The sequence below is a fragment of the Brevibacterium iodinum ATCC 49514 genome, assembly GCF_900169265.1.
Taxonomy (GTDB): domain Bacteria; phylum Actinomycetota; class Actinomycetes; order Actinomycetales; family Brevibacteriaceae; genus Brevibacterium; species Brevibacterium iodinum.
Map to the genome: position 1 here is coordinate 31,556 of NZ_FXYX01000008.1, position 13,587 is coordinate 45,142.

A 13,587-nucleotide genomic window follows, 5' to 3' on the forward strand; every position below is an offset into this window, starting at 1 on the left:
GTGAGCGTCTTCGACGAACTCGTCGGCCAGGATGACGTCATCACCCAGCTCGGCTATGCCCTGGACAACCCGGCGGCGATGACCCATGCGTGGCTGTTCACCGGCCCTCCCGGTTCGGGGCGATCCAACGCGGCTCGGGCCTTCGCCGCGGCCCTGATCTCCGGGGGCACGGAATCGAACGACGTGACGGCCAGGGTGCGGTCGGGGCATCACGAGTCGCTGACGATCATGTCGACGCAGAAGTCGGTGATCTCGATCGAAGAGGTCCGCGAACTCGTGTCCAAGGCTCAGGCGTCGCCGGTGAACTCGAAATGGCGTGTCGTCATCATCGAAGATGCCGACCGGATGATGGAGCGCACGGCGAACGTGCTGCTCAAAGCGATCGAAGAGCCGCCTCCGGGAACCGTGTGGCTGCTGTGCGCACCGAGCCCGATCGACGTGCTCACCACCATCCGATCACGGTGCCGCCCGGTACGCCTGCGTATTCCTTCTCGAAAGGCCGTGGCACAGCTGCTGATGCAGCGTGACAACGTCTCCGAGGATCGTGCCCACTGGGCTGCGGCGGTGGCTCAAAACCACATCGGGCGCGCGAAATACCTGGCGCTCAACGAGTCGGCCGATGCCGAACGCAAACAGATCCTGGCCATCCCCGGCAAGCTCACCTCGGTGGGGGCGACGATCCGTTTGGCCGGTCGCATCGTCGATGCCGCGGCCGAGACCGCGAAGTCACGAGTCGAAGAGCGCAATGCCGCCGAGCGGACTCAGCTTCTGACCACGTTGGGGGTCGAGGGGGAGAAGACGATTCCGCCCTCGGCCAGGGCCCAGATAAGAAGGCTCGAGGAGGAGCAGAAGCGCCGTTCGGTGCGAGCCCGCAACGATGAGCTCGACCGGATATTCCTCGAACTCATGAGCCTCTACCGGGACATCCTCATGTACCAGCTGGGGATCCGAGACGGATGGATCAACGCCGGCGAAGTCGATCTCATCGCCGAACAGGCGAACCGGGACGGCCCCGACACCACTTTGCTGCGCATCGACGCGATCACCGAGGCCCGGCAGCGCCTGCAGACGAACATGTCGCCCGTGCTCATCGTCGAAGCAGCCTTCGTGCTGCTGTCGAACCCCTGGCTGCAAGAGGACCGCACGGGCGCACTCTGATCGCCGACGGTTGAGCGCGCCGGGGGAGTGGCCGAATGCTCAGGCGTCGCCGAGGAGTTCTGCGACGAGTGCCGCGGTGAGTTCGATGCGGCGGGGAATCCAGATCTGCAGAGCGTGTTCGGTCCGGGCGTGGGAACCTCCGCCGACGGTGCCGAGTCCGTCGAGGGTCGGCGTCCCGACTCCGGCGGTGAAGTTTCCGTCAGATCCGCCGCCGACGGCGACCGACCGCAGCGGGGGATGTCCGAGTCGTCCGGCCAGTCGCTGGGCACGAGCATAGAGGCCCATCGCCATGTCCTCTTCGAGCGGGGCACGGTTGATTCCGCCTTTGAGTTCGATCTTCGCACCGGCCACTGTGGGTGTCAGCGCGCGCAGAGCGTCATCGATGCGCACCTGTTCATCCGCCGATGCTGCTCTGGAGTCGATGCCGACGACGGCTTTGGCCGGCACGGTGTTCGTGGTCGATCCACTGGTCATCACGGTCGGGACGACGGAGGTTCCGACCGAGGGTCTGTGCAGTGCAGCGATCTCGATGACCTGGCTGGCCACTTCGATGGTGGCGTTGATGCCCTTCTCCGGTTCTACTCCGGCATGCGATGCCAGACCGGTGACTTCAAGCTGGTAGATCGCCACGCCTTTGCGAGCGATTTTGACGGCACCGTGCGCGGCACCGCTTTCGAACACGAGGGCGGCCTTCGCCCCGCGTGCTTCGTCTTCGATGATCTGCCGGGAACCAGGGGAGCCGAGTTCTTCATCGGCGGTGATGAGGAGGCTGACACCATCGAGGTGGCCGAGTTCGGCACGGACCTTCGCCAAGGCGTAGATCGCGATGAGCAGTCCGCCCTTCATATCGTCGGCACCGGGTCCGCGAACAACTCCGTCCTTGACCGAGTACGGAAAATCAGCGAGCGTGCCGGTGGGCCAGACAGTGTCGTGGTGGCCGATGAGCACGACCTTGCGCGGGCCGGTGCCGAAGCGCCACAGCACATGCGGGTGGCCGTCGGTCTCGATGATCTGAGGTGCGGCACCGAGCATCCCGGTGCCGATTCGCGAGACGAGTCGGGCGCTGCGGGCCAAAGATGAGAGGTCGTTGGAGAACGACTCGCATTCGATGAGCGCCTGGAAATCACTCATGAAGTCGTCGGAGTCGAACTCTGCCATGGATGTCTCACCCTCGTGTTTGTGCCAACTGTCCTTTCAAGGTTAGCGGGTGCGTGACTGTTGCTGTGCGGCACCCGTTCGACGGCGGGCCAGACGCCCGGATGTCGCCCGTCAGTAAGGGGGTGACGAAGCTCTCTGTCTTCACCGCCCAGCAGGGTGATCGCCGTTTTGACCGCTGGCAGAGAAGTTGGCTAAAGTTGGTTCGGTTGCCGCCTTAGCTCAGTCGGCAGAGCGATTCACTCGTAATGAATAGGTCGCGGGTTCGATTCCCGCAGGCGGCTCGGCAACAGCCCCTCTGATCAGCACAAATGATGATCAGAGGGGCATTTTGCATTCGTCGAGTCTGCGCCGAGGACGCGAGACCCTCAGACGCTCAGCGCTTTTTCACGGGCTTGAACGACGTCGAGCACTTCCATGTCGTCTTGCCCTTCTTTGCCGTCACTGTCACCTTGACAGCTTTGCCAGGGGTAGCGCCGGAGATGTAGTACTTCAGAGAGGCCTTGCCCTTCTTCGATGCGGTGGCCTTCTTCTTCGTCTTCGTCGTCTTGTAGTGGGCAAGGGTCTCGACCTTGGCCTTCGACCCGACCTTCGAGACGTTGACGTTGGTGTACGAGTACTGGCGAGGCTTCGAGATCGACATCTTCGCCGAGCACTTCTTCGTTGCCGCTTCGGCCGGCTGTGCATCGACGGCGATGGGGCCGGCGAGGAGGCCGACTGCAAGGGTCAGTGCCACGAGCTTCGAACCCGTCTTCGTGCGGGCAGGGGTGGTCAAGGACATGATTCTCCAGGGGGTCAGAAATGATGAGTCGAGCCATCTTAACCACCCCTGCTGTATTCCGGTGTTATCGAAATGACTCGGCCGGAGAACTGTTATCAGTTCGAGAGATCGGAGGAGACTGTCGGCTCAATCCGCCCCTCTCCCATCCGTCGTCGCGCCATGGTGCGAGCGGGACCAGCGTGTGTTGCTCGTCACCCGAAACCGGGGCACAATGGGACGTGCGAATGTTACTGAACGATCGATCAGATCTTGTGGTCGGTCTTCCATCCAGACTGTGAGGAACACATGAGCGAAGCGTTCATCTATGACGCAGTGCGCACCCCACGCGGTAAGAACCGCGGCGGGGCGCTGCACAGCGTCAAGCCCATCGATCTCGTCACCGGCCTCATCGACGCCGTACGCGAGCGCAATCCGGACCTCGACGACTCCCAGATCGACGACATCGTCCTCGGCGTCGTCTCTCCAGTCGGCGAACAGGGCAGCGACATCGCCCGTGTCGCCGCGATCGCCGCCGGCCTCGACGAGTCCGTCGCCGGCGTTCAGGTCAACCGCTTCTGCGCCTCCGGGCTCGAAGCCGTCAACATCGCCGCCCAGAAGGTCGGCTCCGGATTCGAGAACCTCGTCCTCGCCGGAGGCGTCGAATCGATGTCCCGTGTGCCGCTGGGATCCGACGGCGGAGCGTGGGCGCAGGACCCGACGACGAACTACGACACCTACTTCGTCCCGCAGGGAATCGGTGCCGACCTCATCGCCACCACAGAGGGCTTCACCCGTGCAGACGTGGACGCCTTCGCCGCCGAATCGCAGAAGCGCGCCGCTGCGGCCTGGGAGAACAGCCTCTTCGAAAATTCGATCATCCCGGTCAAGGACATCAACGGCATCACCGTGCTCGACCGCGATGAGCACATGCGTCCCGGCTCGACCGTCGAATCGCTGTCGCAGCTGCCCCCAGCCTTCGCCAAGCTCGCCGCACAGACCGGATTCGACGAGGTGGCTCTGCAGAAGTACCACTGGATCGAAGCCATCGACCACGTCCACACCGCCGCGAACTCCTCCGGAATCGTCGACGGCGCAGCGCTTGCCATCCTCGGCGATGAGGAGGTCGGCCAGAAGATGGGAATGAAGCCCCGTGCCCGCATCGTCTCCACCGCGGTCACCGGCTCGGAACCCACGATCATGCTCACCGGTCCGACTCCGGCGACGAAGAAGGCCCTCGACAAAGCCGGCATGACCGTCGATGACATCGATCTGTTCGAACTCAACGAGGCATTCGCCGCCGTCGTGCTCAAGTGGATGAAGGATCTCAACATCCCCCACGAGAAGGTCAACGTCAACGGCGGAGCCATCGCCATGGGCCACCCGCTGGGAGCCACCGGCGCCATGATTCTGGGCACTGTCCTCGACGAACTCGAGCGCCGCGACCTCAAGCGTGGACTCGTCACCCTGTGCATCGGCGCAGGCATGGGCATCGCGACGATCATCGAAAGGGTCTGACATGACGAACACTGGAACCACAGCTGCCGACTACCAGCGCAACACCGATGCCGATGGCATCGTCACCGTCGTCATCGACGAGCCCGGCGCCAAGGTCAACACCATGAACGACTACTTCGCGGCCGCCCTCGAGGCGACCGTGGAATGGCTCGAAGCCAATGTCGACGACATCACCGGTGTCGTCCTAACCTCCCCGAAGAAGACCTTCTTCGCCGGTGGCAACCTCAACAAGCTGCGTGAAGCCGACCCGGCCAATGCCGCAGAGGAATTCGAGGCTGTCGAACACCTCAAGAAGGTGCTGCGCCGACTCGAGACCTTCGGCAAACCCGTTGTCGCCGCCCTCGGCGGCGCGGCCCTGGGCGGCGGACTCGAACTCGCTCTGGCCACCCACCATCGGATCGCGGCCGACGACAACCCGAGCGCCCGCTTCGGCTTCCCCGAGGTCTCACTCGGCCTGCTGCCAGGAGGGGGCGGAGTCGCCCGGTCGGTGCGCATGCTCGGCATCCAGACCGCGCTGCAGAAGGCCATCCTGCCGTCGACGAAGTTCAAGGCCGCCGACGCCCAGGCGCTCGGCCTCATCGACGAACTCGCTCCTGCGGCCGAACTCGAGTCCAAGGCCAAGGCCTGGATCAAAGCCAACCCCGAGGCTGTGCAGCCGTGGGACGTCAAGGGCTTCAAGATCCCGGGTGGCTCGCCGTCCTCGCCGAAGATCGGCGCGATGCTTCCCGCTCTGCCGTCCCTGCTGCGCAAGCAGGGCAAGGGTGCACCGATGCCGGCTCCGCGAGCCGTGGTCGCCGCTGCGGTCGAAGGCTCACTGGTCGACATCGACACCGCGCTGACGGTCGAGTCCCGCTACTTCGTCAACGTCACCCATACTCCGGTGGCGAAGAATATGATCAAGGCGTTCTTCTTCGACCTCGGCCACATCAACTCCGGCGGCTCGCGCCCTGACGGCTTCGAACCCCGCCAGGTGAAGAAGCTCGGCGTGATCGGTGCCGGAATGATGGGTGCCGCGATCGCCTACAGCGCTGCGAAGTCGGGCATCGAGGTCGTCCTCAAGGACGTCGAGCTCGCCAATGCGGAAAAGGGCAAGGCCTACGCCGCCAAGCGTGAAGAATCGGCCCTGGCCAAGGGCAGGACCACCGAGGTGAAATCGCAGGCCGTCCTCGACCGGATCACACCGAGTGCCTCGGCCGAGGATTTCGCCGGTGTCGACTTCGTCATCGAGGCGGTCTTCGAATCCGTCGATCTCAAGCAGAAGGTGTTCCAGGAGATCCAGGACATCGTCGAGCCTGATGCAGTCCTCGGTTCGAACACCTCGACCCTGCCGATCACCGACCTGGCTAAGGGCGTCACCCGCGACAAGGACTTCATCGGCGTCCACTTCTTCTCGCCGGCCGACAAGATGCCGCTGGTCGAGATCATCTGCGGTGAGAACACCTCCGACGAGGTCCTCGCCCGCACCTTCGACCTCGTGCAGCAGATCCGGAAGACTCCGATCGTCGTCAACGACTCGCGCGGATTCTTCACCTCCCGCGTCATCGGCACCTTCATCGCCGAGGCGGTCGCCGCCGTCGGTGAAGGCGTGGAGCCGGCCAGCGTGGAACAGGCAGCACTGCAGGCCGGATACCCCACCGGTGCCCTGCAGCTGCTCGACGAACTGACGTTGACCCTGTCGCAGAAGATCAACGAGGAGACCCGCGACGCGGTCGAAGCCGCAGGCGGCACCTGGATCGCCCACCCCTCCGAAGCCGTCTTCGACTGGATGGTCGAGCAGGGACGGACCGGACGCAAGGACGGCGCCGGCTTCTACGACTACGACGAGAACGGCAAACGCACCACGCTGTGGCAGGGTGTGCGCGAGAAGTACGAGTCCGGGTCGAACGATCAGCCCTTCGCCGATCTGCAGGAGCGGATGCTCTTCGCCGAGGCGATCGAGACGATCAAATGCCTCGACGAGGGTGTGCTCACCTCGGTGCCGGACGCGAACATCGGTTCGATCTTCGGCATCGGATTCCCCGCCTGGACCGGCGGCGTGCTCCAGTACGTCAACCAGTACGAAGGCGGACTGGCCGGCTTCGTCGCTCGGGCGAATGATCTGGCTGCGAAGTACGGCGAACACTTCACACCGCCGGCCTCGCTGGTCGAACGTGCGAAGACGGGGGAGACCTACGAGTAAGCGCTCACCCCTGGAATAGCCTGATGGCCTTCCGGTGTTGTCCAATCACACTGAGACTTCAGTGTCACTGACATCTACCGGAAGGCCATTGCTATGCGCGCCGCCGTCTACGACGCCTACACCGAGAACTTCGACGACATCACCGTCCGCGAGCTGCCCGATCCGAAGCTGCCGCCCGCCTCGGTGCTCATCGAAGTCAGGGCCGCCGGAGTCAACCCGGTCGACTGGGCACTCGTCGGCGGACACCTCGACCCGGTCATGCCCACGCAGTTCCCCGTCACCCCGGGCTGGGACGTCGCCGGTGTCGTCATCGGACTCGGCTTCGACACCCCGGAATTCTCCATCGGCGATGAAGTTGTCGCCTATGCACGCAAGGACGTGCTCGGCGGCGGAACCTTTGCCGAGAAGGTCGCTGTCCCGGTCCATGCGGTGGCTCCGAAGCCGAAGAGCCTCAGCTGGGAACAGGCCGGCGGACTGCCGTTGGCCGGCGGCACCGCTCTGCGGACCCTCGAGTCCCTCGGCGACCTGGAGGGCAAGACCGTGCTCATCCACGGTGCATCCGGGGGAGTCGGCAGCTTCGCCGTGCAGATCGCCCGCGCCGCCGGCGCTCGAGTCATCGGCACCGCCTCTGAAGCCAATCATGAATACCTGCGCGGACTCGGCGCTGAACCCGTGACCTACGGCGACGGTCTGGTCGAGCGCGTTCTCGAGGCCGCCGACGGCAAGGTCGACGGGGTCGCGGACTTCGTCGGGGGAGTCCTCGAACACACCCTGGCCGTGCTCGCCGAGGGCGGGGCGCACGCCTCGGTGGCCGATCCCAGCGTCGCCGAGCACGGCGGACGCTACATCTGGGTACGTCCCGACGGCTCCGAGACCGCGCGCCTGGGACTCCTCGTCGACGAAGGGAAACTCACCGTCGCCGTCGCCGGCACCTACGGCCTCGACGATGTTCCCCAGGCCTTCAAGGACAGCGCCACCGGACACGTCCGCGGCAAGCTCGTCATCGTGCCCTGAATATCGGCTATACCGTCCTCGGTGATCGAAATATCGCCGAGGCGGGACTCGGCTGATCCGGTGATCAGCTGAGTCCCAGCGCCGCGGCCGCTGCGGCGCGCAATTCGACCCCGACCACCTCGGCGCTGGAGCGACGAGCCTGGTGCGGGGTCGAATTCATCATCCCGAACGCCGCATGCACGCGCACAGTGGCCGACTCCAGAGTCCACGCCGGATGGGCGGCCTCGACGACCTCCGCCCATCGACTGACATAGGCACGCTGGAGACGCCGCACGGTCCGTCGCGATTCGTCCGGCAGCGCCTCGAGGTCACGGTCCTGGATGCGGATGAGCTCGGGCTCGCTCATGGCGAAGTCGACATGGAAGTCGATGAGACGCCGCAGGGTTCGGGCCGCCTCGGTGGGGGAGATCCCCGACGCGGTGTCCCACGCCGCGGAGACGATCTCCTCGCCTCCGGACTGCAGATAGGCGGAGATGCCGACGAGGAGCTCCTCGAGCACGGCTTCCTTCGACGAGAAATGCCGGTAGACCGCCGGCGCCGAGATCCCCGCGCCCTTGCCCAGGTCGTCGAGGCGCACCCCATGGAAGCCGTGCCGGGCATAGAGCGTCTTCGCGACCTCGAGCAGCTGCTCGCGCCTGGCCGCTTTCGCCGCTGCTCGCGCCGTCGGCTTGGCCTCGTCCGAGATCGACATCCGGCCTCCTTCCCCGAGCCTGATGCCCACCGCCTGAGACGACGTGGGTGCGGTCTGGCTCGTGCGTTGTCAGTTCTGCCTGTGAGCAGTATCATAGCAGTCAGTTAAGAATCATTAACTGAAATGAGGATGGAATGAGAGCAGTGGGAACTGCGGTCAGTCCGGCGACGGGGCAGGTCAACTCCGAGGCCCACGCCGAACTCATCGCCGAACTCCGGGAGCGCATTGCGGCCACAGCCCGCGGCGGTTCCGAGAAGTCCAGGCAGCGCCATATCGATCGCGGAAAGCTGCTGCCGCGTGAGCGCGTCGAACATCTCCTCGACCCCGGCACGCCCTTCCTCGAACTCTCTCCGCTGGCCGCCAACGGCATGTACGACGACGCCAGCCCGGGCGCCGGAATCATCACCGGAATCGGGCGGGTCGCCGGCCGCGAATGCGTGATTGTTGCCAATGACGCCACCGTCAAGGGTGGAACCTACTATCCGGTGACCGTGAAGAAGCACCTCCGGGCTCAGGAAGTCGCCAAAGAGAACAGCCTTCCGTGCATCTACCTCGTCGACTCCGGTGGCGCCAACCTGCCGAATCAGGACGACGTCTTTCCCGACCGCGACCACTTCGGCCGCATCTTCTTCAACCAGGCCACCCTCTCAGCTGCCGGCATCCCGCAGCTGGCCGCCGTCATGGGTTCCTGCACCGCCGGCGGCGCCTACGTCCCGGCGATGGCCGACGAGTCGATCATCGTCTCCGAGCAGGGCACGATCTTCCTCGGGGGGCCACCTCTGGTCAAGGCCGCCACCGGCGAGGAAGTCACCGCCGAAGAGCTCGGCGGCGGAGCCCTGCACTCCCGGGTCTCGGGTGTCACCGACCACCTCGCAGCCAATGACCCTCACGCTCTGGAGATCATGCGCGACATCGTCTCCACCCTCGGACCGAAGGCCGCCCCGAACTGGGACGTCAGCGAATCGCGCGAGCCCGCTCACTCGCCGGAGGAGCTGACCTCCGTGGTACCCGTGGACTCGCGCACACCGTATGACGTCCGCGAGGTCATCGCCCGCCTCGTCGACGGATCCGAGTTCCATGAGTTCAAAGCCGAATACGGTACGAGCCTCGTCACCGGATTCGCTCACCTCGACGGACACCCCGTCGGCATCATCGCCAACAACGGCATCCTCTTCGGCGAATCCGCGCAGAAGGGCGCCCACTTCATCGAACTCTGCGACCAGCGCAGCGTTCCCCTGGTGTTCCTGCAGAACATCTCCGGGTTCATGGTCGGTCGCGATTACGAAGCCGGAGGCATCGCCAAGCACGGAGCGAAGATGGTCAACGCTGTCGCCACCGCCCGCGTCCCGAAGTTCACCGTCGTCATCGGCGGCTCCTTCGGCGCCGGCAACTACTCGATGTGCGGCCGCGCCTACTCCCCGCGCTTCCTGTGGATGTGGCCCAATGCCCGCATCTCCGTGATGGGCGGCGAGCAGGCAGCCAGCGTGCTCTCGACCGTCAGACGCGACCAGCTCGAAGCCCGCGGCGAGGAGTGGAGCGCTGCCGACGAAGACACCTTCAAACAGCCCATCCGCGACCAGTACGAAGCCCAGGGCAACCCGTACTACTCGACGGCACGGCTGTGGGATGACGGCATCATCGAACCCGGTGACACCCGCCAGGTGCTGGCACTGGCCCTCGAACTCGCCCGCTTCGGACCGATGGAACGCCCGCTGAATGCCAGCGGCTACGGCGTCTTCAGAATGTGAGCCCCTCCATGACTTCACGCAAAATGTTCACAACAGTCCTCATCGCCAACCGCGGCGAGATCGCCCTGCGCGTCATCCGCACGTGCCGTCGCCTAGGCATCCGCACCGTCGCCGTCTACTCCGACGCCGATGCCCAGGCCGCCCACGTGAAGGCCGCCGACACCGCGGTCCACCTGGGACCGGCGGCTGCCTCCGAATCCTATCTGCGCATCGACAAAGTCATCGCGGCCGCTCAGGCCACGGGTGCTGAAGCCGTCCACCCCGGCTACGGATTCCTGTCGGAGAACGCCGATTTCTCCGCCGCCTGCGCCGAGGCCGGCATCGTCTTCCTCGGTCCCGGTGCCGAGGCGATCAGGACGATGGGCGACAAGATCACGGCGAAGCAGGCCGTCTCCTCCCGCGGGGTGCCGCTCGTGCCCGGCACGAAGGACGCCGCGATGAGCGACGAAGCCCTCATCGCCGCCTCGACGGACATCGGCTTCCCCGTGCTCATCAAGCCCTCCGCCGGAGGGGGCGGCAAGGGCATGCACGCGGTCTTCGAGGCCGACAAACTCGCCGAGGCGCTGCAGACCGCCCGCCGCGAAGCCGCGAGCTCCTTCGGCGACGACACGCTGTTCCTCGAACGCCTCGTCGCCACCCCGCGCCATATCGAAGTCCAGATCATGGCCGACGCGCACGGCAACGTCATCCACCTCGGTGAACGCGAATGCTCTCTGCAGCGCCGTCACCAGAAGGTCATCGAGGAAGCTCCCTCGGCGCTGCTGGACGAAGAGACCCGCGCCCGAATCGGCCAGGCCGCCTGCGAGACCGCGAAATCCGTCGGCTACGTCGGTGCCGGCACTGTCGAGTTCATCGTCGGCGCCGACCGTCCCGATGAGTTCTTCTTCATGGAGATGAACACTCGACTGCAGGTCGAACACCCCGTCACCGAGGAGGTCACCGGAGTCGACCTCGTCGAACTCCAGCTGCGCGTCGGCGCGGGCGAAGAGCTGCCGCTGACCCAGGACGACATCACGCTGACCGGGCACTCGATCGAAGCGAGAATCTACGCCGAGGACCCCTCGCGCGGATTCCTGCCCACCGGCGGTCGCGCCCTCGACGTCGTCTTCCCGAAAGGAGAGGGCATCCGCGTCGACGCCGGGCTCGAAGCCGGGCAGACCATCGCTTCGGACTACGACCCGATGATCGCCAAGCTCATCGTCCGCGCCGATGACCGCGCCCAGGCCATCGCCCGCCTCGATTCCGCGCTCGCCGCCTCGGCGGTCCCGGGAATCGTGACGAACATCGACTTCCTGCGCACCCTCGTGAGCCTGCCCGAGGTGGTCGCCGGTGATCTCGACACCTCACTCATCGACAACCTCGGCGAGGATCAGCTGGCGCACAGCGCCGGTGAGACCCACGCGCAGCTGGCGGCCGCCGCTGTCACGGTCACCGGGGGAGCGGCAGGCACGACCCTGACCGGACCGGTCACGGACGCCGAGCTGACGGCGAATCGGTCGGCCGCCTCGGCGTGGGCAGGACCCAGCGCCTGGCGCACTTCACGTCCGGACTTCCGCGCCACGGTCACCCTGGCCACGGGCGGAGAGACGGTCGACGTCGAGGCTCGAGCGGGAGCCGTCGAGGTCGATGCCGACGGACTGTGGCATGTCACCCTCGACGGGATTCAGCACACGGCGCGGATCTTCTCCGATGCCCGTGAGCGCACCATCTGGGTGAGCACCGACACCGGGGTCCACGTCTTCACCCGGCCCTTGGCCGATGCGTCGCTGACACCTGGGTTGGAAGGCGCAGAGGTGCTCGCACCGATGCCCGGCTCCGTCGTCGATATCAAGGTCGAGACCGGTGATGCAGTCGAACAGGGAGATCCGATCGTCGTCGTCGAGGCGATGAAGATGGAGCACGTGCTCACCGCACCCGCAGCCGGAATCGTCACCGTCACCGCCGTCGAAGGCGCCCAAGTCGCCCTCGACGAAGTGCTCGCCACAGTCGTCGACGAAGCCGCCGCCGACGCCGTCGCAGAAGCCGCCGACTAGCCACCAGCCACTCACACCACAACCACGCCACAAGCGGAGAGGAAACAATGGAAACCTTTGTTCCGGGAATGCTGCCCGAAGAATACGAAGACCTGCGCCAAGGTGTCGCGAAATTCGCCGACGAAGAGGTCGCACCCGTCTCAGCCGAACTCGACGCCAAGCACGAGTTCCCCTACGACCTCGTTGCGAAGATGGGCGAGATGGGACTCTTCGGCCTGCCCTTCGACGAAGAGTACGGCGGCATGGGCGGCGACTACTTCGCCCTGTGCCTGGCCATCGAAGAACTCGGCCGGGTCAACCAGTCCCTGGCCATCACGCTCGAGGCCGGGGTCTCGCTCGGAGCGATGCCGATCTACCGCTTCGGCACCGAAGAGCAGAAGAAGGAATGGCTGCCGACGCTCACCGACGCATCGGGCCTGGCCGCCTTCGGACTGACCGAACCCGAGGCCGGATCCGATGCCGGCGGCACCCGGACCAAAGCCACTCTGGAGGGCGGTGCCTGGACGATCAACGGCAGCAAGTGCTTCATCACGAACTCCGGCACCGACATCACCCGCCTGGTCACCGCCACCGCCGTGACCGGAACCCGAACGTCGAAGTCGGGCCGCGAAGTGCCTGAGATCTCGACGATCATGATCCCGACCGGCACCCCCGGCTTCACCGCCGAACCGGCCTATGACAAGGTCGGCTGGAACTCCTCGGACACGCACCCGCTCACCTTCGACAATGTGCAGGTGCCCGAAGCGAACCTCCTCGGTGAACGCGGACGCGGCTACGCGAACTTCCTGCGCATCCTCGACGAGGGCCGCATCGCCGTCGGCGCCCTGTCCGTCGGCGCCGCCCAGGGCTGTGTCGACGAATCCGTGAAGTACGCGAAGGAGCGCCAGGCCTTCGGCAAGCCGATTGCCGACTTCCAGGGCATCTCCTTCAAGATCGCCCGTATGGAGGCCCGCGTCGTCGCCGCCCGGTCGGCGTACTACCTCGCGGCTTCGCGGATGCTCGCCGGACTGCCGTTCAAGAAGGAAGCCGCCATTGCGAAGATGATCGCCGGCGAAGCAGCCATGGACAATGCTCGCGACGCCACCCAGATCCACGGCGGCTACGGCTTCATGAACGAATACCTCGTCGCCCGCCACTACCGCGACTCGAAGATCCTCGAAGTCGGCGAAGGCACTACCGAGGTCCAGCTCATGCTCATCGCCCGCGAACTCGGACTCTGAGTTCCTGCTCCTGATCTGAGAGCAGGTGCCGACCTTCCGTCGGTCACCCATGCCGAATCGCCCGCCGAGGCGGCGCCGCACATCCGTACGGACGTGCGGGGCCGCCTCGGCGGG

10 protein-coding genes and 1 tRNA gene are annotated in these 13,587 nt (G+C 65.5%); 8 read left to right on the plus strand and 3 right to left on the minus strand.

Annotation, left to right across the window (positions count from 1 at the left end; translation table 11 throughout):
- Positions 1-1,158, plus strand: a complete 1,158-nt coding sequence (locus BI49514_RS07645) for a DNA polymerase III subunit delta' (RefSeq protein ID WP_101545736.1) — start codon at positions 1-3, stop codon at positions 1,156-1,158.
- A 39-nt stretch (positions 1,159-1,197) separates the two neighbouring features.
- On the opposite strand, the gene BI49514_RS07650 is transcribed toward BI49514_RS07645, so the two are convergent.
- The gene (locus tag BI49514_RS07650; protein WP_101545737.1) at positions 1,198-2,316 is read right to left on the minus strand and encodes a M20/M25/M40 family metallo-hydrolase; all 1,119 of its coding nucleotides are present in this window, start codon (positions 2,314-2,316) and stop codon (positions 1,198-1,200) included.
- Between the two features lie 208 nt (positions 2,317-2,524).
- Between BI49514_RS07650 and BI49514_RS07655 the strand changes: the two genes are divergently transcribed.
- Positions 2,525-2,597, plus strand: a tRNA-Thr gene (locus tag BI49514_RS07655).
- Positions 2,598-2,689: 92 nt separating this feature from the next.
- Here the strand turns inward: BI49514_RS07655 and BI49514_RS07660 are convergent.
- The gene (locus BI49514_RS07660; protein WP_101545740.1) at positions 2,690-3,094 is read right to left on the minus strand and encodes a hypothetical protein; all 405 of its coding nucleotides are present in this window, start codon (positions 3,092-3,094) and stop codon (positions 2,690-2,692) included.
- Between the two features lie 285 nt (positions 3,095-3,379).
- On the opposite strand from BI49514_RS07660, the gene BI49514_RS07665 reads away from it, so the two are divergent.
- The 3 genes from BI49514_RS07665 (at position 3,380) to BI49514_RS07675 (ending at position 7,781) form a co-directional block, all read left to right on the plus strand.
- On the plus strand, positions 3,380-4,588 hold the full coding sequence (locus BI49514_RS07665; RefSeq protein WP_101545744.1) for an acetyl-CoA C-acetyltransferase: 1,209 nt from the start codon (positions 3,380-3,382) through the stop codon (positions 4,586-4,588).
- 1 nt (position 4,589) lies between these two features.
- The gene (locus tag BI49514_RS07670) at positions 4,590-6,767 is read left to right on the plus strand and encodes a 3-hydroxyacyl-CoA dehydrogenase NAD-binding domain-containing protein (protein ID WP_101545747.1); all 2,178 of its coding nucleotides are present in this window, start codon (positions 4,590-4,592) and stop codon (positions 6,765-6,767) included.
- A 93-nt stretch (positions 6,768-6,860) separates the two neighbouring features.
- Positions 6,861-7,781, plus strand: coding sequence for an NADP-dependent oxidoreductase (locus BI49514_RS07675; protein ID WP_101545749.1), 921 nt, complete (start codon positions 6,861-6,863; stop codon positions 7,779-7,781).
- A 64-nt stretch (positions 7,782-7,845) separates the two neighbouring features.
- Here the strand turns inward: BI49514_RS07675 and BI49514_RS07680 are convergent, their stop codons facing one another.
- On the minus strand, positions 7,846-8,472 hold the full coding sequence (locus tag BI49514_RS07680; protein ID WP_101545752.1) for a TetR/AcrR family transcriptional regulator: 627 nt from the start codon (positions 8,470-8,472) through the stop codon (positions 7,846-7,848).
- 134 nt (positions 8,473-8,606) lie between these two features.
- Here BI49514_RS07680 and BI49514_RS07685 point away from each other — a divergent pair, with 134 nt between their 5' ends.
- From BI49514_RS07685 to BI49514_RS07695, 3 genes are read left to right on the plus strand one after another with little or no spacing between them, the layout of a single operon-like run.
- Positions 8,607-10,220 (plus strand): carboxyl transferase domain-containing protein, encoded by a 1,614-nt coding sequence (locus tag BI49514_RS07685; RefSeq protein WP_101545754.1) that lies wholly within the window; start codon positions 8,607-8,609, stop codon positions 10,218-10,220.
- Between the two features lie 23 nt (positions 10,221-10,243).
- Positions 10,244-12,253 carry an acetyl/propionyl/methylcrotonyl-CoA carboxylase subunit alpha gene (locus tag BI49514_RS07690; protein ID WP_101545757.1) on the plus strand — a complete coding sequence of 670 codons (2,010 nt, stop codon included), beginning with the start codon at positions 10,244-10,246 and terminating at the stop codon, positions 12,251-12,253.
- A gap of 47 nt (positions 12,254-12,300) precedes the next feature.
- Positions 12,301-13,473: an acyl-CoA dehydrogenase family protein gene (locus tag BI49514_RS07695; protein WP_101545760.1), complete on the plus strand. Its 1,173-nt coding sequence runs from the start codon at positions 12,301-12,303 to the stop codon at positions 13,471-13,473.
- Positions 13,474-13,587 lie beyond the last annotated feature (114 nt).